This is a genomic window from Thermosporothrix sp. COM3 (assembly GCF_059696735.1).
The window spans coordinates 6,929,473-6,951,517 of sequence record NZ_AP019376.1 but is presented as its reverse complement, the minus strand read 5'-3'; the positions used below and the strand labels follow the sequence as shown (position 1 = coordinate 6,951,517).

The 22,045-nt window shown below is 53.4% G+C and carries 18 protein-coding genes; 5 read left to right on the top strand and 13 right to left on the bottom strand.

The annotated features are described in order from the left end of the window. Window positions 1-35: 35 nt before the first annotated feature. The 4 genes from KTH_RS29720 to KTH_RS29705 all read right to left on the bottom strand — a co-directional run bounded on the left by KTH_RS29720 (window position 36) and on the right by KTH_RS29705 (window position 3,510). Window positions 36-1,472: a serine/threonine-protein kinase gene (locus KTH_RS29720; RefSeq protein WP_137686229.1), complete on the bottom strand. Its 1,437-nt coding sequence runs from the start codon at window positions 1,470-1,472 to the stop codon at window positions 36-38. A 255-nt stretch (window positions 1,473-1,727) separates the two neighbouring features. Beyond that, window positions 1,728-2,114, bottom strand: a complete 387-nt coding sequence (locus tag KTH_RS29715) for a hypothetical protein (protein ID WP_111322226.1) — start codon at window positions 2,112-2,114, stop codon at window positions 1,728-1,730. A gap of 75 nt (window positions 2,115-2,189) precedes the next feature. Beyond that, window positions 2,190-2,654 carry an NUDIX domain-containing protein gene (locus tag KTH_RS29710; protein WP_170142565.1) on the bottom strand — a complete coding sequence of 155 codons (465 nt, stop codon included), beginning with the start codon at window positions 2,652-2,654 and terminating at the stop codon, window positions 2,190-2,192. A gap of 13 nt (window positions 2,655-2,667) precedes the next feature. Beyond that, on the bottom strand, window positions 2,668-3,510 hold the full coding sequence (locus tag KTH_RS29705) for a P-loop NTPase (RefSeq protein ID WP_111322223.1): 843 nt from the start codon (window positions 3,508-3,510) through the stop codon (window positions 2,668-2,670). A gap of 190 nt (window positions 3,511-3,700) precedes the next feature. On the opposite strand from KTH_RS29705, the gene KTH_RS29700 reads away from it, so the two are divergent. The 3 genes from KTH_RS29700 to KTH_RS29690 all read left to right on the top strand — a co-directional run bounded on the left by KTH_RS29700 (window position 3,701) and on the right by KTH_RS29690 (window position 6,389). After that, window positions 3,701-4,513, top strand: a complete 813-nt coding sequence (locus KTH_RS29700; protein WP_170142564.1) for a Cof-type HAD-IIB family hydrolase — start codon at window positions 3,701-3,703, stop codon at window positions 4,511-4,513. Window positions 4,514-4,626: 113 nt separating this feature from the next. Further along, complete coding sequence (locus tag KTH_RS29695; protein ID WP_111322219.1) at window positions 4,627-5,112, top strand: redoxin domain-containing protein; 486 nt, start codon at window positions 4,627-4,629, stop codon at window positions 5,110-5,112. A 62-nt stretch (window positions 5,113-5,174) separates the two neighbouring features. Beyond that, window positions 5,175-6,389 (top strand): trans-sulfuration enzyme family protein, encoded by a 1,215-nt coding sequence (locus tag KTH_RS29690; RefSeq protein ID WP_111322217.1) that lies wholly within the window; start codon window positions 5,175-5,177, stop codon window positions 6,387-6,389. 52 nt (window positions 6,390-6,441) lie between these two features. Here the strand turns inward: KTH_RS29690 and KTH_RS29685 are convergent, their stop codons facing one another. After that, complete coding sequence (locus KTH_RS29685; protein ID WP_111322215.1) at window positions 6,442-7,443, bottom strand: BON domain-containing protein; 1,002 nt, start codon at window positions 7,441-7,443, stop codon at window positions 6,442-6,444. Between the two features lie 272 nt (window positions 7,444-7,715). Here KTH_RS29685 and KTH_RS29680 point away from each other — a divergent pair, with 272 nt between their 5' ends. After that, window positions 7,716-8,342, top strand: a complete 627-nt coding sequence (locus KTH_RS29680) for a hypothetical protein (RefSeq protein ID WP_111322213.1) — start codon at window positions 7,716-7,718, stop codon at window positions 8,340-8,342. A 5-nt stretch (window positions 8,343-8,347) separates the two neighbouring features. On the opposite strand, the gene KTH_RS29675 is transcribed toward KTH_RS29680, so the two are convergent. From KTH_RS29675 to KTH_RS29650, 6 genes are all read right to left on the bottom strand, one after another. Further along, on the bottom strand, window positions 8,348-8,929 hold the full coding sequence (locus KTH_RS29675) for a DUF4126 domain-containing protein (protein WP_497622497.1): 582 nt from the start codon (window positions 8,927-8,929) through the stop codon (window positions 8,348-8,350). A 122-nt stretch (window positions 8,930-9,051) separates the two neighbouring features. Next, window positions 9,052-10,434, bottom strand: coding sequence for a glycoside hydrolase family 1 protein (locus KTH_RS29670; protein ID WP_497622495.1), 1,383 nt, complete (start codon window positions 10,432-10,434; stop codon window positions 9,052-9,054). Window positions 10,435-10,689: 255 nt separating this feature from the next. Further along, complete coding sequence (locus tag KTH_RS29665; protein WP_111322207.1) at window positions 10,690-13,101, bottom strand: FAD-dependent oxidoreductase; 2,412 nt, start codon at window positions 13,099-13,101, stop codon at window positions 10,690-10,692. Between the two features lie 35 nt (window positions 13,102-13,136). Beyond that, on the bottom strand, window positions 13,137-14,465 hold the full coding sequence (locus KTH_RS29660) for a complex I 51 kDa subunit family protein (RefSeq protein WP_497622493.1): 1,329 nt from the start codon (window positions 14,463-14,465) through the stop codon (window positions 13,137-13,139). Then, a complete protein-coding gene (locus tag KTH_RS29655) occupies window positions 14,458-15,198 on the bottom strand; it encodes a hypothetical protein (RefSeq protein ID WP_111322203.1) in 741 nt (246 codons plus the stop codon). The genes KTH_RS29660 and KTH_RS29655 overlap by 8 nt, the downstream gene beginning before the upstream one ends. A 3-nt stretch (window positions 15,199-15,201) precedes the next feature. Continuing rightward, window positions 15,202-15,804 carry an NADH-quinone oxidoreductase subunit B gene (locus tag KTH_RS29650; protein WP_111322201.1) on the bottom strand — a complete coding sequence of 201 codons (603 nt, stop codon included), beginning with the start codon at window positions 15,802-15,804 and terminating at the stop codon, window positions 15,202-15,204. A 313-nt stretch (window positions 15,805-16,117) separates the two neighbouring features. Here KTH_RS29650 and leuB point away from each other — a divergent pair, with 313 nt between their 5' ends. Next, the gene (gene leuB, locus KTH_RS29645; RefSeq protein ID WP_111322199.1) at window positions 16,118-17,245 is read left to right on the top strand and encodes a 3-isopropylmalate dehydrogenase; all 1,128 of its coding nucleotides are present in this window, start codon (window positions 16,118-16,120) and stop codon (window positions 17,243-17,245) included. Here the strand turns inward: leuB and KTH_RS29640 are convergent. Together KTH_RS29640 and KTH_RS29635 are read right to left on the bottom strand one after the other, a co-directional pair. Next, window positions 17,242-17,454 carry a hypothetical protein gene (locus KTH_RS29640; RefSeq protein ID WP_111322197.1) on the bottom strand — a complete coding sequence of 71 codons (213 nt, stop codon included), beginning with the start codon at window positions 17,452-17,454 and terminating at the stop codon, window positions 17,242-17,244. The genes leuB and KTH_RS29640 overlap by 4 nt on opposite strands. Before the next feature lie 50 nt (window positions 17,455-17,504). Then, window positions 17,505-21,911, bottom strand: a complete 4,407-nt coding sequence (locus tag KTH_RS29635) for a hybrid sensor histidine kinase/response regulator (protein WP_497622490.1) — start codon at window positions 21,909-21,911, stop codon at window positions 17,505-17,507. Window positions 21,912-22,045 lie beyond the last annotated feature (134 nt).

Sequence of the window (22,045 nt, the reverse complement as noted above, 5' to 3'; positions counted from 1 at the left end):
CGGTGTCAGGGGTACCGCAGTACAAGCCTCTTTCATTACAGCATCCCGCGACTGATCCCCACCAGCAACGCCAGACCAAGAAGGATCATCCCAAAACAGGCACTGGCCCAGAGCCATTCATACCCGGTGCGCAACGGTGGCAGCTCCTCCGGCTTCGGTAGCAACGCAACCTTCTCGCGCTCCTCACCATCGAAATCGATCGCAAACATTTCCGGGAGCATACGCGCCACTGTATCTTCAACAGATGGCTTCTCACGCTCCCGCAGCACAACAACTGTTTCCTCTTTAGGCTTAGTAAGCGAGGGAAGCAGCGCCTGTAGGGCCTGTTGAAGCTCCTCAACCTGCTGATAGCGTTGCGAGGCCCGCGCATGGAGCCCCTTCGCCAGAATCTCTTCAAATTCCTCCGAGAGTTGGGGATTCAAGCGCCGAATCTTTGGAACGATTGCGCTGGTAGCAACCCGGGCCGGAACACTTCCTGTTGCGGCAAAATAGGCGGTAGAGAGCAACGAATAAAGGTCGGCACGAATATCGATCAGACCATTGCCAAGTTCAGGCACGGTATACGGAGAGAGGCGCAGACGCTCAAGGCCCGCCAGATATTGCCAACCGCCCCCGGCCATCACAACAGAGAAGCCAATTAACGAGCTCTTGTGATCTGATCCGCTCAGCAGAATATGTTCTGGTCGAATCCAGCCATGCACAACTGGTGCAGGTTGTTGTGACAGGAAAGCAAGAATATCGAGGATCTGCAAACAGAGGTCCACCACTTCTGCCTCAGAGTGCGCACGTTTGCGTTGACGAATAGAGGAGAGCAGTGTCATGCCCTCGGTTGCCTCAAAAACAAACAGATTGCGTCGCCGCTCGCTAAAAGCATCCCACAGAGCTGGAATACGCGCATGCTGCCCGATCGACAGAAAGGTATTGGTCGCGTTGCGTAGAACCGTCGTCGCCGCTGTATCGTAGGCGGGCAGGCCCACATCACTGATAAAGACTTGCACCCCACCACGTTGCACATCCTGCGCCAGCCAGAACGCCTCATAGGCCCGCTTCTGCCAGACCTGCCTGCTAATCAACCGACGCAGGAGATAGCGACCATTACGTAACGAGCCACCTTCGGCAAGCTCTTCACCAATCAGGCCAAACTTCGGCGTTTGAGGAGAGAGCGCCATAGAAGCCGTTGCTTGTGCTGGCTCAAAGAGAGGCATTGCCTCAGTCGTTCGTTTACGCTCTTTTACAGGCTCCACAAGAGGAAGGGGAGCAGGAGTCTTTTCCTGCATGACCTCCGAAAAAGGATCCCTGCCAGTCACTTCGATTGGTGCGGGCGAATTCCGTTGTGAGCGTTCATCTAAGAGAGCCTTCTGTGGCTGAGAGAGCGCTTCTGATGATTCCGGTAATCGAACAAATAAGCCACAGCGCGTACAGGGTCGTCTGGTTACATCCCATTGCATACCACAGCGTGGACAAACCATCACATATTGCGACGTGCTCTTTCACCTCTTCGCAGGTCACGAAGAAGTCACGCCGCCCTCCTTTCTACTTCCTCCCCACCATTTCCGGGGCTGGGCATTGCCACGTTCTCTCATGAGCAAGGTCTGGCAACCTCACAGCTCGAAAGACCTGTATTATACAAGAAATAACAATTTAGCATAAGAAAGCATGCTATACCGCTTCAAGTATAAAGAACAGGGCACAAAATGTCAATGTGCATATCTATCCGTGCTTCCCCTTCACCGCTTCCGACCAATAGCAGAAAGCCCTCCGAAAAACCCTTCCAGCGTTTTCGCCAGGTCATACAACTGAGTTGCTTCCACCACAGAAATCTCATGCCCCGGATGCGCCACACGATACAGAAGCTGTACCACAGGCTGCTTATGCGGGGCCCTCTCCTCCGAAGCAGTTGAACCAAGCAAGGAAGCGCGCAAGGCATCCACGCTCGCATTCACCTGTTCCAGCTCAGTGATATCGATAAAGCTTGCAGGTTTAGATGTGCTTTTTTCGCGCTCTAATTCCCACTGACGCCGCGCCTTTTTGCCAGCAGCACAATAGCAAAACTCGGGCTTTGTCGAGTCTGAATTGAGGAGTCCCGTATCCTCACAAATAGGGCAGATCGACATACGAAATTATTCTCCTTCTCTGCTAGAATGAATAGCCAGATAGCATCCGCCCCACTACTATACCATAACAGACACTCAGGAGAGACGCACCTTGCCACAGCGATAGTCCTGTAACATCATTTCACAATCAAAAGCCATTGCACCGGAAACCTCTTCAGGAGAACGCCAACAGGGAAGACCCTCACCGGAACCATGCTCGGTCCCTCCTACAATAACGCCTTTATACGCAATAGAGACGGCGCGAAACCGGGGATCTCTTTTCAGCGCAGAATAGATACCAACCAGCCCGACGAGCTGCACCTCGTAGCCGGTCTCTTCTTTAGCCTCGCGGAGCACACATTGCTCGATTGTTTCGCCATAACGCACAATGCCGCCAGGAATGGTAAAGCCGAGTCCATCCGAACGATCTATCAGAAGGATCTTTCCATTCTGCTCAACAATGACACAGGCACTCAAAATAGGAGAGATCTGCCCGAGCGTGCAGAAGGCAATCAAACGAAAAATCAAACCTGCGAGCCAGCCTTTGACTTTTTCCTTCATTCCATCCTCATCGTTACTCGTTACTGCTATTACGCGTTTGCTGTCGTGCCAGTACCTCACGGGCAAGCGTGCAAAAAGCCTGCCCAAACGGCGTTTCTGCCATGCTGATGGCAACCGGAACCCCTTCATCACTCCATCGGGCAGCCATCGGGTCCAGAGGCAACGAGCCAAGAACCGGGACCTGGTCCAGTCTTGTGCGCACTTCCTTGCTATGCGGGTAGATCTCAATCCGCTCACCACAATGAGGACACAATAAGCCATCCATGTTCTGCACGACACCAAGCACCGGCACATCAGCGTTCTGAAACATCGCAAGCGCCTTCGCGGTATCAATTCGCGCAATATCCTGAGGCGTTGTGACCAGAATAGCCCCATCGAGCGCCATTTCCCGACAGAGCGTCTGCTGTGGCTCTCCGTTGCCCGGCGGAAGGTCAAGGATCACATAATCAAGCCTGCCCCAATCGACCGAGTACAGCAACTGGCGGATCAACAAGCCAAGCATATCGGACGAAGCCGCCACGGCCTGCTCTTCTCCGATGAAAAACCCGGCAGACATCACCCTGACTCCATATCGCGTCAATGGAGGAATCTTTTTTTCCGGAGCCAGATTTTTCGCCTCAGCCAGAGGCAACATCGCACGAAAGCCACTGCTTGCCGCTCGCTTGCGCACACCGAGCATCATCGGCACACTCGGTCCATAAACATCACAGTCCAGTAACCCGACACTTGCCCCCGCTCGGGCCAGCGCTACAGCCAGATTGACACTCACCGTTGATTTTCCGACACCTCCTTTGCCGCTCCCTACAACCAATAATGAGCCCACATCTGGTAAACGCTCCCTCTGATTTCCCAACATGACATTTCATCCTTTCAGTAGTAGCAAACACTGCTTTTTCTTCTACTCTTGCTGAAAGTATAAGCACTTACTACCCATTTGACAAGCAGAAACAGGCTTGTCTGTTTGCCAAAGTCAAGAACTGGCAGATATACTGAAGAGGTTTTATTGGCATGCGATAAGCACATCTGTTCATAATCAGGAGTATTCTGTGTATCGACTCTTAGCAATTGACCTTGATGGCACGCTTCTTACCCCCGAGCGCAAGATCACGCCGCGCACACGAGCCGCTATTCAGCAGGCCGTGGCATCTGGCATGGAACTTGTGATAACAACCGGGCAGTCCTATCCCGCGCTGCGATCCCTCTGCGCGGGGCTCCCATTAACAAAACCACAAGTAACCTGTAATGGAGCAGTAATCGTTGACCCGAAAGATGATACTATCCTTCACGAGACTCTGGTTCCCCTCTCTCTGGTGCATGATGCACTGGCGGCACTACGAGAAAAGCAGTTCTTCCGTGTCTATCATACCAATACCTACGTCTATGCAGAGCAGGGCACGCCGGGAGCCGAATTCTGGTATCTGCCGCCAGCGCCACCAACGGTGATAATTGAGGATGTCACCACCATTTATCCACAACCCTGCGTCAAACTGATGGGAGTGGGTGAACCGGCCAATGTGCTACGCTCGCTTCCCTATTTTGAAGAGCGCTTCGCAGGCCAGCTCTATGTGACTCGGGCCGCCAGCGATCTCCTGGAATTCCTGCATCCAGATGTCTCAAAAGGTAAAGCCCTAGCTCGCGTCGCCCGGATGCTCGACGTTGCGCCCGAAGAAATCGTCGCATTTGGCGATAATCATAATGATATTGAGATGCTACGCCTTGCCGGTCTGGGCATCGCAATGGGTAATGCCGCTGATGATGTCAAGGCACACGCCGATTATGTCACGCAAACCAACGCCGAGGAAGGGGTTGCTGTGGCTCTTGAAGAAAAAGTACTCCCACTCCTATCCTCTCAAGTGTAGAGATGTAGAAATACACTGTTTTGTAATACAATAAGGAAGAACACCTGACCGGGCGACAGAGAACCGCTTCCTCTGGAACGCTTCAGGGTAGCTTTTACATCAGGAGGTCCTTTATGCCACAAGCCCCAGCGCTGGAACAGGGACAGATTATCCCTATCTTTACGTTGCCAGGCACTGATGGGATGCCCCATAGCCCCTGGGATTATAAGCAGCATGAAAATTTGCTTCTGCTCATCTTGCAGAGCTCGAGGACACCGGAAGAGCAGACAGTGCTCCAGGCATATGCTCAGCACTATGCTGCTATACGTGAGGAACGCTGTGCTATTCTGAGCATTACAGCCGATCCTGTCATCACAAACCTGCATACACAGGAAACCTTGCATCTTCCATTCCCACTGCTTTCTGATCCACAGGGAACGGTCATAGAGCGCTACACTTCCTGGAAAAACGAGACCCATGAGCTGCGCCCCTGCCTTGTACTGGCAGATCGTTACAATGCCCTGGTAACACATACACCTGTGGAGACCGTGGCAGATCTCCCGCCAATCAGCGACTTGCTTGCAACGCTGCAATACATAAACTGTCTCTGTACACCTTAATTGTGGGGAGAAAGCGCCTGCTTTTCTCCCTCATTTTAGCTTATGGCGAGGTACTCACTTCTATGACGAACAAAAAAGACTGGGATCTCGAAACGCTCCTGATCCACAGCGGACGCACAACCCTGTCTGCTCTGCCAACAGGGACCCCAACCGTTCAGCCGATCCATGCCAGTACTACCTATCTGTATGACTCAGTCGAGGCTCTCGATAAGGCATTCGAGGGAACTACTCCCGAAGGTGAACCGGCCTTCGTTTACGCTCGTCACGGGAACCCCAGCACCAATACGTTTGAAGAGGCCATGACTACCGCTGAAGGGGGAGCAGGAGCCGTCTCTTTTGGCTCTGGAATGGCGGCCATTCACGCCGCAATCCTTGCGGCAGGAGTCGCACCGGGAGCTAAAATTCTCGCCTCAAAAGACCTCTATGGGGCGACAATAGGCCTCTTTCAAAAAGTGTTTGCCCCTCAGGGCGTCACCATTGTTCTGAAGGATCTCTGTACTCCCGACGTTGCCGAGGTGATCGAGGAAGAAGAGCCCGACATCATCTTCGTCGAAACCATTTCTAATCCCCTGGTCAAGCTGGTCGATCTGGATGCGATCAGCACCGCATCCAGAGCCATCGGAGCCGTGACCATCGTTGATAGCACCTTTACCACCCCCTATCTTGTCAGGCCTATTGAGCATGGTTTTGACCTGGTTGTCCATAGTACCACCAAGTATATAGGGGGACATGGTGATAGCACGGGTGGAATTGTGGTAAGCGCCACCAATGCCCTGCTCAGTCAGGTACGCAATTACGCAATCATATTGGGAGCCATTCTCAGCCCCTTTGAGACACACCTGATGACGCGAGGACTGCGAACTCTAGCCCTTCGTATGGAGCGTCAGAGCCAGAACGCTGCCCGCATCGCCGAATTCTTACAGCAACATCCAGCAGTGGCCCATGTCTATTATCCGGGTCTGTCAGAGCATCCACACCACGAACTGGCAAACCGCTTGCTTCGGCCTGGCCTCTATGGGGGCCTGCTTTCATTTGACCTGAAAGAGCAAACGCGTGAAGCAGCCTTCCGTTTTATGGACAGCCTGCAACTCTGCCTTCCTGCTACCACCCTGGGTGATGTGTTCACACTGGTGACATATCCGCCTATTTCATCGCATCGCACACAAACGAAGCGTGAGCTTCAAGAACTGGGTATTAGCGAGGGTTGCATTCGACTCTCCGCCGGAATCGAACACTGCGACGACATTCTACAGGATCTTGAACAGGCTCTCGGGTAATCAAAAAAAAGACACAAAAAAGCCCTCTTTCATCTGAGAGAGGGCTTTCGGATTATTTGGTGTGTCTGATATACTTGCCGGGAACAATCTCGGTTCCGTCGCTGCCCACCGAAGCGGTAAGCACATGCAGAGCGCTCGTTTTAGGATCAACGGATAGATCGTTCACCACATCCCGCACGCCAGAGAACGAGCGGGCAATAACCTCAGCCGTATTCTTCTGCTGCTCGTTGCGCACCGCACCACTCAAGCGCACCACACCCAGACGCGGGTACACCCCAATTGGCAGATCAGCCGTCCGCGGATCGTGCGCCAGTACGGCGGCCAGATCACTGGCAAGCTCATCATCAGCCACCAGGCGGTTCTTAATCTCCAGCAGACCTTCAACACCCAGCGCCTGATCTCTCACAATATCCCCCCGCAGCGAGCTGGAGATATTGCCATCCAGGTACAGGACACCATCAAGCACACGAACGTCCATGCCTTTGAAATCCACATGCAGAGGAGTTAAATCGAACAGGATCTGCTCTACTTCCTTCTGTAGTTCAGAGTCAGGGCGATAACGTGGCAGTGCCTTGAAGACCGACTCAGGAACTGCGGTGGCAATATGCTTGTTCTCAAGTTGCTTGATATACTCTTTGCGAATCATCAGGCTCTGGCCCTGGCGGATACCACGAGCGACGATATAGTTCACTTCACCGCTATCCGGCTCGACAGCAAGCAGAGACAGACTTCCTCTTTCGGATGTCCCCTCATTCTGTACGATACTGCCACTATCCATAACGACGCCAGTAGGCTCGTTTGTGGATGCCTGCGCGAATTCCTCGCTGCTCAACTTGAGGTCCACTCTTTCCCCCGAGGCACTTCTGATACCCTCAAAAGGAACATACATCGTTTTGCCGAAAAGAAAGCCTTTTTTCACACCGATAGCAGCGAGACGACGCGAGGAGGGATCAAGAATGACATGAGTCAGTGTTCCCGCCTCACCATCCGAGCAAAATACCTTACACCCAAACACAAACTTGAGCATCTCTGAGATAGACGTTGTTGCTTCCATATTATAAATCCAGCCTCTTTTATTCAAAGATGTCTGAATGTAGTTCGACTAAAATACTACAATCATTCCAAATTGACAGTGTAACACGTTCTATTTGCCGCGACAAGCTACCTGCCGGAGCCTACGGAAGGAGGTCACCTCCTCACTACTCTATACGGTAAAAGCGACAAAAAAGACCTGGCTTCCAGGAGGCTATGCACACCCTTTTTTCTATGGTAAGCTCTCCTTATAGAGATAGTAGCAAAGGTCGAGCATAAAAGGAAGGGTTCCTCATGTTTGAGCACCAGGACTCATTTGCAACCAATATGCAGCGAGCACAGCAAGCGTTTCGCAACTGTCTGCATGGGCACCTCTACGAAGGAGAAGAACTCCTTTCCCGCACACGCACCTCACTCAAGCGCCAGTGCGGCGATCTCCCACTTGTCCAAACAGAGACCGGCCCTTTCCAGACAGCCACGTTCGAGGCGGCACGGGCCTGGGGCTGGCTTGAATTTGTCACTGGCGTGTATCAATTAGGCCGAGAGCATCCCGGTACCGCCCTGATGTATCTCAAGCGTGCATGGCGCATCTGGCGGCCCTGGGAACGATTGGGGACAACAAGTGAGGAGCAGAACGAGGCAACAAGAGAGCGCTTGCGTGCAAGTCTCTGGTTAGGGGAAGCATGGGCCCGCACGATCAGCGACCGCGCCAGCCGAGCCGCGACCACCATTCTTCACACTACACTTCTCGCGGTTGACAGGCTCCAGGAACAGGCCCTTCTGGAAGAGACTATTCAGCAGCAACGCAGTCTTCCCCTCGCTTTACCGGGCTCACCAGCATGGAATCCGGGAAAGCAGAGCATGCCCTTTCTCTGTCTTCTGCTCGGCACTCAGGCACGCTCTGGCTTTTCTCCTGAATAACGTCGTCAGCTTCCAGCGACCGCCCGCTTCATGCGTCGATTGCGCCAGCGTTTGAGCAACCGCGGCACAGTCAGCAGGAAGAATAGGACAAACAATACAATAACGATCACCATGACAATCGGAGCAAGCAGCGATAACGCTGTTCCAATCAACATACCGATATCTTCAAGTACACTGATAATGGGATTCAAAAAGCCTACACTGGTCGCAGTTGAGGTCACGCGGACTGAGGCCTTCGTCACATGAGCCAGGCCCGCCAGACCGGCTCCAAGTACAACCGGAACCACCAGCCCCGCCCCACTGACCTGATGTTGACTGACCGCCGCTACCAGCGCCCCGGCTAGCGGGCGCAAGACCGTATGAATTACGTCCCAGACATGATCAACACCAGGAATCTTATCGGCAAAGAGATCGGCCAATGCTAGAATAGCCAGCACGATCATAAACCAATCGGATGTAACATACTCAAATGGGGGCTGGACGGTATAGAGATGTAACCAGCGAACTGCAATCGCAAAAGACAGAAGAGGAAGGTATGCATTTATACCGGATGATAATGCCAAACCATAGGATGTCCCTATATCCATGCTTATTCCTTTAGCGCTTCAAAAAGACAAAAGCTCGGAGAAGCTGAGCACGCAAACTCAGCCTTTTTAGAAAAACCCCTTTCTATTATAGAAGACGGATCTTTTCGTTAAGATCAAATGATCTAAACAGCCAGTTCGCTTTGTGTTTCCTTCTGCCGGCCGAAGATGGTTTCCAGCGCCTCTGGAGCGTAACGGGCCACGATCTCCTCTGTAATAGCATTGGCGCGGCAGATCTCCCCAAACATGCTGGCGCTGGGCCGTGGCGTTCGGACCTGCGTTTTCGGATCAACATCGATCAAGCCGAAACGTGCATACCAGCCATTGTTCCACTCAAAATTATCAGTCAATGACCAGTAAAAATAGCCACGAACCGGGATCCCTTCCTGAATCGCCCGCCATACCATTGCCAGATGTTCTAAGATCGCGCGAGGACGGCGATCATCTAATGCATCACAGAAACCATTCTCTGTAATGTAGAGCGGCTTATTGCCGCGGGTTCGCCGGTAGACACCCTGCAACACCCGGTACATTCCTTCGGGGTAAATCTCCCCAAAATCCTGATCCAGCCCCTTATCATTGCGAAGTGTATCGGGCTTAACAAAACGACGTCCAAAAAGCTCAAAGGGCACCGTCGGATCAAAGCGCACCAGTTCCCGCGTATAATAATTGATGCCATGATAATCACGAGCCCCAGGAGCTTTATAAACTGGCTCCAGTAGCAGTTTCAAAGGGAAGGGAAAGAAACCTGTTTCCGCCGCTCTGAGCGCAGCCCAATTGAAAAAGGTATCCTGAGCACCCGCAACTGCACGATCCAGCGGCCAGCGAGCATCAGCAGGATCAAAGAGACGATAATGCAGGCAATAGCCAATCATGGCCTGTGGCTGAAGCCGTCGAATCACATAGAACGCATCGACATGCGCCTGCATCAGATGATGGAGGACCTGAAACGTCCGCAGAATACTCCCTTCGCCGGGAGGAAAATTCTTCAGGAGATAGCCTTCTACCGCATAAACATTGGGCTCGTTAATCGTGATCCAGAAGGAACAGAGATCCTGAAGTGCGTCTACCACATGATGAACATAGCGCAGAAACAGGCGAATATTCTCTCTTCGAGCAAAACCACCACGTTCAACAAACCAGAGAGGCTCAGTAAAGTGGTGCAACGTGACCGCGGGAGTAATATTGCGCTGTCGCAAGTCCTGCAACATGGCCCGATAGCGATCAATAGCCGCACGGTCCCAACGGCCCTCAGATGGCTCCACGCGACTCCATTCAATACTCAGCCGCAGGGCATTATTCTCCATCTGTTCTGCCAGCTCAAAATCATGTTCGGCAGCCTCCCACCAGTTCGCCGCATCGCCACAATGCTCACCGCTCAAAATGCGTCCCTGCTCTTCCCAGCGGTACCATTGATTATTTATATTCCCGCCCTCGCATTGATAGGAAGAAGAGGCAGTTCCCCATAGGAACCCATCTGGAAATGGTAATCTCTGTGAGTTTCCCATAAACGCGGTCTCTCCTTTTCCGCTGACCCGGCCCTCTCCTGCGCGGGGAGAGAGGTCAAAGATACATCTATCAGCTATAACACCAGGATACCATTCGTTCTCTGCATTTGCTTTTCGTGTTCATCTCCCAATGCCGATGAAGAGAGAAAAACGGTATGTACAGTATACACTCCTGTTGCAGGAATACAAACAGGAAAAAGAAAAGGCCGAACCCAACAAAAGGGATTCGACCTTTCCTGCTCTACCGAAAACTGCTTATTCGCGGATGCTGCGAGCGGGCAGCGGCCGCACCAGCGGGCTCATGACGGGTAGGCTCTTCTTGCCGCGCGGCAGGCGCTGACGCACCAGATAGTTCGGCGCGTTCGCCAGATCTTCCTTCTCCAGCGTGACATCACTGCCGAAGCGGTTGAAGAACGAGAGCTCGAAGTTCGGCGTCTCGCCCAGCGCACCGTGCGGGCAGACCTCAACACAGTCGCCACAGAAGATACAGCGATCCAGCGCGAAGGAGTAGCGCGTCAGGTGGCGCTCGGCCATCATCAACGAACCGGTCGGACAGACCTGAACACAGGCACCACAGGACACACAATCAGTGTCGTGCAGGCTGACATTGAACGGTGTCGAGACGATCGTGTCAAAACCCTTACCGAACATGCCGTAGCAGTCCGGGCCAATCACATCGTGACAGACGCGCACACACTGTGTACAGTTAATACACTTGTTGGGATCGCGCAGGATGAAGCTGTGCGACAGATCGAAATCGTAATCGTGATAGTCGCTTGGCTCACCATCATGGAAGCGGTTATCAGCCAAACCATGCTCGATACTGTACTTCTGCAAGTCACATTGACCAGCAGAAGGACAGGCGCACTGCAAACAGCGAGCCGCTTCACGCTGTGCCTGCTCACGCAGGTAGCCCATCTCAATAATGCGGAAGTTGCGCTCACGGTCCTCGTACGGAAGCATTGGCATCTTCACCTTAGGCTCAACGGGCTTGTAAGGCACAATGTCGAAGAGATCAGGCTTGCGCTCTTCCAGTTCGAGACGGCGGGCCACCTCATCCATATCCTCACCCATCAGATAGGCATGGATAGCGCGAGCGCCAAGTTTACCCTGAGCCACACATTCGATAACCGTCTTCGCACCCATCTGACAGTCACCACCGGCGAAAACGCCTTCACGGTCAGTCATGAAGTTATGCGGGTTCGTTTGAATGGTGCTCCACTTGGTCCACTTCACACCAGACTTCTCATCAAGCACCGAGGTATCTGGCTTCTGACCGATAGCCGGGATAACAGCATCACATTCCAGAATGAACTCAGAACCGGGGATCGGCACCGGGCGGCGGCGACCACTTGCATCGGGCTCACCAAGCTTGTTACGCAGGAACTCGACCCCTTTCACCTTGCCATTTTCGGTGACAATACGGGTCTGGCTCACATAGAGCTGAAGATGTGTACCCTCGGCCTCACCGTCCTCAACCTCTTCCTCCGTCGCACCCATTTCGCTACGACCGCGGCGATACATCGTATGTACTTTCGCGCCCAGGCGTAGAGAGGTACGAGTACAGTCAAAGGCAGTAAAACCACCACCGATCACAACGACCTCATCGCCTTCGGTGACAGGAACGGACTTACCTTCAACCTTCTCACCGAGGAATGAGATTGCGTTAACGACGCCCTCTGCATCTTCACCCTCAACGCGCAGAGGGTTACTGGTCCAGGCACCAATAGCGAGGTAGACAGCATCAAAGCCCTGAGCAAAGAGATCATCAATGGTGAAGTCCTTGCCAAGCTCAATGTTGCACTGAAGATCAATGCCAAGCTGGTTCCAGAGCTGGTTCAGCTCGCGGTCCATCATATCCTTTTGCAGACGATACTCAGGAATACCATAGCGAAGCATACCACCAGGCTGAGGCTGCTTGTCAAAGACCTTGACATAGTGACCGCGCAGCGAGAGATAGAACGCACAAGCAGCACCAGCGGGGCCAGCGCCCACCACCGCGACCTTCTTGCCTGTCGCTGGGTCTTTCTCGTATGGCACGGGAGGATCAAGCAAGCAGGTTTCAGCCGCGTGGCCATGCATGCGACAGATCGCGATTTCTTCATCAACCAGCGCGCGACGGCACGCCTTCTGACAGGGTGCCGGGCAGACCAGACCCAGAATGTACGGGAAGGGCAGCACTTCTTTCACCAGACGTGCGGCCTCTTTCATCTCGCCCTTAGCGATCAGTTCCAGATAACCAGGGATATCGATGTGTGTCGGACAATCGACCTGACACGGCGGCTGACAGTAGGCATTGTGGTCGGAGAGCATCATTTCCAGGTTCGTGCGCCGAATATGGAAGAGCTCATCTGAATTGGTGGTAATCACCATGCCGGGCTCAGCCGGAGTGTTACAGGAAGGCAAAGGACGGTCATAGCCGTCAATATGTACCAGGCACATGCGACAGGCCGAGGTGGGTTCAAGCTTCTCGTCATTACAGAGATTCGGGATATCAGTGATCCCATTATCGATCGCCACACTCAGGATCGTCTGACCCTCGTACGCCTGCATCACGCGGCCATCAATGGTCACAGTGAAGCTAGGATGACCCATCTCATTGCGCACCATTGGCGGCTGTGCTTCCCTGGTAGATAGCGAAAAATTATCTCGGATTGATATAGCCATGAATAAGTTTCCTCTACCGAGTTGCTACTTGTTGACTAAGGCAAAACATGTTTCGTCACGAAACGATGAGAGCGCACAGGTACACAGGTTCCTGTCGGGCACTGTAATTCCTGAACGTGCAGAGTGAAATGCTCGGGCCAGTATTTCCTGGCCGTCTTCAACGAGTTCATCGACTGTACCCCAAAGCCACAGATAGAGGAGTTGGGGATATAAGAAGCGAATTCGTCCAGCACATCCAGATCACCATTGACGCCCAGGTCGCTGACGATACCTTCCAGGATACCGGTCACGCGCTTCACCCCGACGCGGCAGGGGACGCATTTACCGCAGGACTCCTTACTCAGGTACCGGCTGCGCTCCATTGCCCACGCCACCATACAGGTGTTCGAGGGGAGCAACTCAATGACACCAGATCCAACGATCGCACCGGTCTGCTCAATTGGATCGAAATCGAAAGGCGTATCCAGAAGCGAAAGCGGCAGAGCACCACCTTCAGCGCCACCGACGACCACAGCGCGAACCTCATCCTCGCCAACTGACACCCCGGCATGGTTCAAAATCTCACGCAGAGTGGTGCCAAATGGAACCTCAACGACTTTCGGTTCTGTGCTACCAACGCCATAGATAGAGAGAATCTTGGTGCCTCCGGTGACACCGGTACCAGCGCTGGCAAACGCAGCGGGACCATTACGCACAATCACAGGCACATTTGCTAATGTCTCAATGCTATTAATAGCGGTTGGCTTATCCCACAGACCATACTGAGCCGGGAACGGAGGGCGCTGCTCCGGCATACCACGGCGGCCCTTAATCACCGCGATTTGAACTGTCTCTTCACCGCCCATAAAGCCCATATCGTAGCCCATGACAGTGATAGTACAGCTAAAATCGGTTCCAAGAATATCACGGCCTACCAGATTAGCTTCAGTCGCTTCCTGTAACGCGGCCTGAAGCGCCTCAACACCCTCTTTGTAGAGGGAGCGTGTGACAAGGAACGCCTCTGACGCGCCAACAGCATACGCCGCGAGAACGATACCCTCAATTACCTGATGAGGGTTAAAGGCCAGAAGCGAACGGGCTGCATATGACTGGCTATCGGCATCATACGCATTACAAATAACATACTTCTGATTATCTTCAGTGCCTCGTACAATGCGCCACTTCTCGCCCGCAAGTCGCCCGGCACCACCCAGGCCACGCAATTTCGCATCAATGACCTGTTGAATAATCTGATCCGGTGTCAATTCGCGCACCGCTTTCTCTAAAGCGGAGTAGCCACCGGCTTTCCGATAAGCGGCAAGAGAACGAACATCAGGATCATCTTGCCGCCGCAAAACCATATATGACTTCTGAAAATCAGGCATTTGGCTGCCTCACATGATGAATATTTCCCCAGACGCCGCGCTTATCGGGAGCCAGACCGCGCTCAGGCTGGTCATCACGCCGGATACCCTTCACCGCGGGGGCTGGTTTAAACTTGGGACTCATTGTGGCAATGCCAAAAACGTCGCTCAAGTCTACGCCACGAGCCTGAACCACACGCTTCGCCGCTTGCAGGGGAAGGTAGCCATAGTGATCCATAATCGCATCAAGCAACGCGGGCAACGCGCTTGCCTCATATGACCAGCTCGCAAGCAGCTCATCGACCTTGCTCAAATCAATCTCAGGCTCCAGATGATCTTTTACTGGCATTGCAACGCAGGGAGCAACTGGCTTGTTGTAGTAACGCACTGCATATTCCGAGATACGCTGAGTGTAGAAGCCAGCTTTCGAGATACCAGATGCAGGCGGGATCTTGCGTGGAGTAAACTTCTCTGCGCCCTCACGGATATAAGACTTGAACCAGGGGCGCTGTCTCCAGCTATACATTGGTTCATATTCAATCGTGATAGCGCGAGGTGGGCACGCCTTCTCACAAAGAAGACATGCCTCGCATTTCAAATTGAACTCTGTTTTGAGGCCCTCTTGCGCAATCAACTGAATGAGTCCACGGCTGCGTGGAGGCAGTTTCGGTTTTTCGTAGGGGTAGAGACGAGTCACCTTCGGCCGAAACAGGTGGCTGAAGGTAAGATTCATACCTTCTAGAATACCGCGCATCGATTACACCTCAATTCCCTTCTCGCCACGTACCTTGAGACCCTGCTTGGCAATCTTCTCTCGCAGCTTGAGAATACCTTCAATCAGTGCCTCTGGACGAGGTGGACAGCCAGGAACATACACATCAACAGGGACAATAGTATCCACACCCTGAACTGTGTAATAGCTATCATAGAACTCACCACCGGAGTTCGCACACTGTCCCATACTAATCACCCACTTGGGTTCAGGAATCTGTTCCCAGAGCAGGCGTAAACGCGGTCCCATTTTCACAGAAACAGTGCCAGCTACAATCATCAGGTCGGCCTGTCGAGGACTGGAACGAAACACCTCTGACCCGAAGCGAGACAGGTCATAGTGCGACTGCGCCGAGGCCATCATCTCGATGGCACAGCATGCAAGTCCATAACTCATCGGCCAGACAGACTTCGAGCGTGCCCAGTTCTGTGCCCACTGTAACATATCGGCCAGACTGGTCAACTGGACTGGCAACTCCTGATCTCCAGGAATATATTCATAAGGGCCGGTCGCCATAGCAAGTGGCACCGGTTTGCGCCGCCCGGGGACGGAAGGCACATTCCCTTTTTCAGTGATATTGCTGCTCATCAGTAAGAACTCCTGTGCAAAGGTTTAGCAGCACCTATTGCTCGGTTGAGATAATGCAGGGTAATAAGAACATTGGGGGGTGATGTATATTCTGTACATTCCACCTGCCCTATTATAACACGTTACCGCCTGCTATGCCACACAGATAACGAGCGAGTTCACCTTCGCTGAGCCCCCCTCTATCCTATCACGAATAACCCCTTCTCACAGGATACCAGCACCTACCAAGCGGTTTATTTCCTCACTTGTGCCACTGCGGGCAATGGGTTAAGATAACGGCAAAGACTACTCTCAGTTTTGAAGGAGTTTCACCTTGGGTAATTACACAATCACCGTTCTGGCCGGCGATGGCATTGGTCCAGAAGTTACGGCACAGGCTGAAAAAGTGCTGGAAACCGTTGCCCAACTCTATGGACACACCTTTACGTTCCAACGTGGGCTGGTCGGGCTGACCGCAATAGAGGCAGAAGGCGCGGCTATTTCTGATGAGACGGTAGCGCTTTGTGAGCAGAGTGATGCTATTCTCTTTGGCGCAGTTGGTGGGGCAACGCCAGGAGCAAAGGTCAAACCAGAGCAGGCGCTATTCCGACTGCGTAAAGGCTTTCAGTTCTTTGCCAACCTGCGCCCGGTTCACACCTTCCAGGCCCTGCTCAACGCCTCCACAATCAAACCCGAAGTCTTGCAAGGGACCGATCTGATCGTTGTACGTGAGCTGACCGGCGGGCTGTATTACGGGCATCTTGAGCCCGCTGTGCCAGGAAAACCGAGCGAGATTCGCCAGACCGAGCGTGGAACTGAGGCTATTGATACCCTGCTCTACACTGAGGAAGAGATTGAGCGCATTGTGCGGGTCGCCTTTGAGATCGCCCGTGGACGCCGCAAGAAAGTGACCTCCGTCGATAAGGCCAACGTTCTGAGTTCGTCAGTGCTCTGGCGGCGGGTCGCCGAACGGGTCGCCGCTGAGTATCCTGATGTCACTTTTGAACACCTGCTGGTTGATGCCTGCGCCATGCATCTGCTTCGCCAACCGAGCAGCTTTGATGTCATCGTCACCGAAAACCTGTTCGGCGATATCCTGACAGATGAAGCCTCTATGCTGGCAGGCTCAATGGGTATGCTTCCCTCGGCAAGTCTGGGCACACGCCGCACTGCACACGGTACCTTTGGGCTGTACGAGCCCATTCACGGGTCTGCCCCCGATATCGCAGGCCAGGATAAGGCAAACCCTCTGGCTGCTATTCTCAGTGCTGCGATGCTCCTGCGCCACTCTCTGGGGTTGGAACACGAAGCCACAGTCATTGAAAAAGCAGTCGAGCGCTGCATTGATGAAGGCTATCGCACAGCGGACCTGCGCGAAAGTGGAAAAGAGGTTATTGGGACCAAAGAGATGGGTAATCGCGTAATCGAAACAGTCAAGCGCATTGCACAGGAAAAAGCCTAACCCATCATCGGCTTAGGACAAGGGCCCAGGAGACGAAACTTCTCCCGGGCCTTTTTTAACTGTTCTTCTAGCTCGGCAGAATCTGCCTGTTCCGATACAGCACCATCCTCCTGTGCGGGAGCCGCTTTCTTCGCCTCCAGCGCTGCTATTTCATCCAGAATCATCTGTCGTTCAACATACCAACGCGTAACAGCTCGTTCAACTCCCATCAGGATCAGCTCCTCACTGAGACACTCGCTGGCCCGCGGTACAGCTCCTCTTAGCGGGAAGAGGTACCATAGACCAGTGAAGACAGGGTATTCAACAAATCTTCATCCTGATATGGCTTGATTACATAGGCGCTTGCACCCAACTGCATCGCACGCTGCTGGTGTTTGGCAGCTGCGCGCGAGGTCAGAACAACCAGCGGCAGCGAGCGATACTGCTCCTGCGCACGTACCGTTGCAATCAACTCATATCCATCCATACGCGGCATCTCGATATCAAGTAGCACCGCGGCTGGTGTCTCATACGAGATCATTTCCAGCGCCTCGACTCCATCGCGGGCGGTTTGAACCTCCCAGCCGTTCTGCTTCAACATATTACTGACAACACGGCGCACACTGGGGCTATCATCAACAACGAGAATATGTCGACCGCGGTCGGCTGCCGCAGGAGACGTCGGTGACGGTCGCATTGCAGCCGTCGTTGGGCGTCCTGCAGTATCGACATATTGCCGCATGGCGCCCTGCTGATTGCCCGTGATATTCGCGACCAACTTGGTACGTTCTCGGGTGGAGAGCAGGTCGTTTAGCTCAAGGACCAGCACCACCTGACCATTACCAAGCACGGTTGCACCGGCCACACCATGCACATTGCGCAGATGCGGGCCAAGACTCTTCATCACGATGTCGTAGCGCCCCTTGATCTCATCGACCACAAGTGCTACATGGTGTCCACCGGCGTGAACAATCAGCAACTGCGATTTCTCGTCAAGCTGGCCAATTGGCAGCCCCAGATACTGGGCAAGCATACGAAGTGGATAGTGCTGATCCTGAATCAGGACCGCCGGCTGTTGATCGACCACAGTACGCTTGAAGCTATCCAGACGTCCAATCGCTTCCACCACCAGCGTCGGGATGGCAAACTGCTGTGTCCCGATGCGCACCATCATCGCGTTCTGGATGGCAAGGCTGGTCGGGAACTTCATTGTGAAAGCAGTTCCCTGACCCGGCGTTGTCTCAACCTCAAGCGTTCCACGCAAGCGCGAAACGGCATCGCGAACAACGTCCAGACCAACACCGCGCCCACTCACTTCACTCAATACTTCAGCAGTAGAAAAGCCAGGCTGGAAGATCAGGCTTACCACATCGCTCTCACTCAAAACCTGTTCCGGGCGGATCAGGCCGCGCTCAATCGCGATCTGCCGTACCCGTTCGGGGTCAATACCGTTTCCATCGTCACGGATCGTAATCACAACCTGATTACCTTCGTAACCGGCAGAGAGCTTAATCTGCCCCTTAGGAGACTTGCCTTTTAAGGCACGAATGTCGGGAGCTTCAAGACCATGGTTCACCGCATTCCGCATCAAATGCTCCAGAGGGCCAACAATCTCCTCAAACACCGTACGATCAACCTCAGTCTCGTTGCCTTCCAGATCGAAATCAAAATCTTTTCCCTGCTTCAGTGCGACCACACGCGCGGCGCGGTACAAACGCGGGGTCATGGTGGAGAGAGGGACGAGACGCACCTTCATCAGGCGATCCTGGAACGTCGTGCTCAGGCGATTCTCTCGCGCGAACACGTTTTCACATTCACGGATAATCGCCTCCATTTCGGCACTCAGCGTCGCCATATCCGAGATACTCTCACTGAGACCACGGGTAAGTTGGTGGAATTCGGTATAGCGGTCAAGTTCCAGCTCATCGAAGTCTGCCAGGTGAGCTGGTTCTTGCTGCTCAGTCTTCTCATTCGTTAAGATCAGGCTCTGCTCACCATTATTCGAGACGACCTTCACAGAACGACCACTGGGCAACATAACCGCTTCAAAGCTAGTTCCCAGGCGCTGACCGATATCATTCAAGCGGTTACTGCTGACGCTGGCATCCGCAACCAGACGAGCCAGACGCTGGATACGCTCTTCAAGAACACTACGGTTTACCAGGAGATCACCGAAGAGGTTTACCAGTTCGTCCAGCTTTTGCAGGCGGACACGCACATTCAGATCCCGACTCGCAACCTGTCCTTCAGCTTTCGCTCCCCCTTCAACCACGCTGGACACGTGCGGCGCGTTCGGGTGCGCGTTCGGATGCTCGTCTTCCTCATCGATATCCATATCCGGGGCGGGACCAATGGCAGCCACACTATGCTCGCCGAGAAGCTGTGTATAGCGCGCGCGCATCTTCTGTACCAGCCCTTCAGGGTTACTGGCGCCCTCACCACGGCCATTAATCAGCATATCCAGCGCCTCAGTGGTATCCAGGATAATTCCCAGAACCTGCGGCGTAATGGGTGTGGTCCGCTCCATAATGCTATCAAGGAGGTCTTCCGAGATATGGCTGAGATCCGCGATCGGGCGGAAGCCCATCATACCAGCCGCACCTTTCAGCGTATGCGTTGCACGGCGAATCGCCTGAATCAACTCCAGATTCCCGGGGTCTTTTTCCAGAGCAGCAGTCCGAGCACTAATCGTCTGCAAATGCTCCTCTGCTTCCATTCGGAAAATCTCGGCAGCTTCTTCACCAAAGTCGCCCCCCATCGGATTCTGCTTTGCGGGCTCAGGTGGCTGTACTTTGGGGGCCTGGAGATTAGTTGGCACCTGCTGAGTTGAAGTGTTGCCAACGCCAAAGTTCAACGCAATAGCCCCTGCATCATTTTTCGTCAACGATTGGGGCATATCGGAGATGCTCCCCGAATGGGAGATCTGGTTCAAGAATTCCTGACGAACCTGAATCTCGATCTCACTGCGCAGTCGACGCTCCAGTTCACGCAACGCCTCCTGATCCATGGATCCGGCAAACGCGCGAGCTTTCGCGGTCTCCTTCGTCTCAACCTCGCGCAGCGTCTCCTCACGAACGCGGCGTGCAACCTCTTCGATCTGCGATTGTGCCTGCGCCTGCACAGCTTCGATCTCCCGGCGCATCTCCTCTCGAAGCTGAGCCTCAACCTCGGCCCGAATAGCAGCAGGATCGCCCTGACGCTCAAAGGTTACCCGTTGACGCAACTGCGCTTGATCCTGCGAGACCTGCATCTCCCATGGGCTCCATCCTGTCTCTGATAGCGAGGCAGACGGTTGAGCCGGAACCTGCATCTGAAGGATCTCAGCCTCACAGGTTGCAAGCGACTCCTGGACCTGCTGGATAGTCTCTAGCAATTGAGAGTCCGACCCCTCAATACGGGCCGCTATCTGTTTGAGTACCTCAAGCACCTTTTTCAGCTTGCTGTTGGATACCCACATGACCGAAAGTGGAAGATACCGCCGCACTTTCTCAGGGCTGTTCCGTAGATTCAATCCCATCGCGCGCCCGGCCCAATCTTCCATGCGTTCTAACGCATCCTTCGAGCCATCCAGGAAACTCCGGAACTCAGTTCGCTGATCCTCAACCACCGAGATCGCAGAACGAACCTGCGATACCAGATCCTTGAGCGTGACAAGCTGATTCTCCAGGGTCTGGATATCATTGCGCACGGTATGATATGCCTGCGGTAACTGAGGCTCCTGTGGTACAGGAAGTGGCGGCTGCGGGCTCGGCTGAGGAGTGGCAGCCAGAGAAGAAAAAATATCATATCCCTGCTGCTGTCCCGATGCATTATGCTGCGTCTGCGGCTCGTGAAACCCGGAAGAAGTCAGCAAAGAGAAAGCATCCTGAGAAGCAGGTTTCTGAGCTTCAGGGACCTCACCAATGGAGGAGGAAGATATCAAAGCTTCAAGAGCACTGGAAGAAGGCAGTTGAGACGACGAGGACTCATTCCAGTCGTTCGATTGTGGCACCGGCTCAGGCTCTTCACCAGGTGGAACAAGATCTTCAGGCCAGGCGATATCCTCTCCGGCAGACAGCGAAGGAGTGCGGAAGGCCTCTACCATTTCATCCAGGGAAGGCATTGAAGGGGTAGAAGACAGGGCAGGAGAGAACGCATTCTGAGTTTGAGTAAACGCAGAGAAATCAAAGTTCTGAGCAGGAAGAGACGAATAAGGAGCCATCCCTTCTGTTCCAAAGGGAGCAGGAGAGGCAGGAACATCCATCGTCTGAGCCTGTGATGTCGCCTGAGGGGGATTGCCTCCCTCAGCCGCATCCATCATAGCTCGATACTGCGCGTAATCCTCATCATCTTCAGCAACAATCGCCTCTTCGTTCACACCGCTACGGATGCCTTCAACGAGTCGGTATAAACGACCCAACGAGCGACGCAAAAGACCCAAAGTAGGCTCATCTAAAGATGCTAAACCATCCAGAGCATCGCCCAAAATGTCTTCCATGCCATGAGCCACATGAGCCAGACCAGGGAAATCCATCATGGAAGCGGAACCGCCAATCGTATGAGTACGACGGTACGTTTCCTCAAGAGCATCCATGTCGCCGGGTGACTGTGCCAGACGCTCAAGGTTTGCCTCGATTTCCGGCAAATAACTATTCACCTCTTCGATAAACGAATCGAGGATTGATAGTTTATCAAACGTATTCGACATGTTGCGCAAACCCACTTAACTAACATTTGTGTTCTGAGCAAGTAGCGGCTTCCTTCATCCTTCAATAACGCCCATGACCTTACCCTTGAAAAAGGTTCAAGCTGTACCCCATTTACATGTTTGCTAAATGGGGT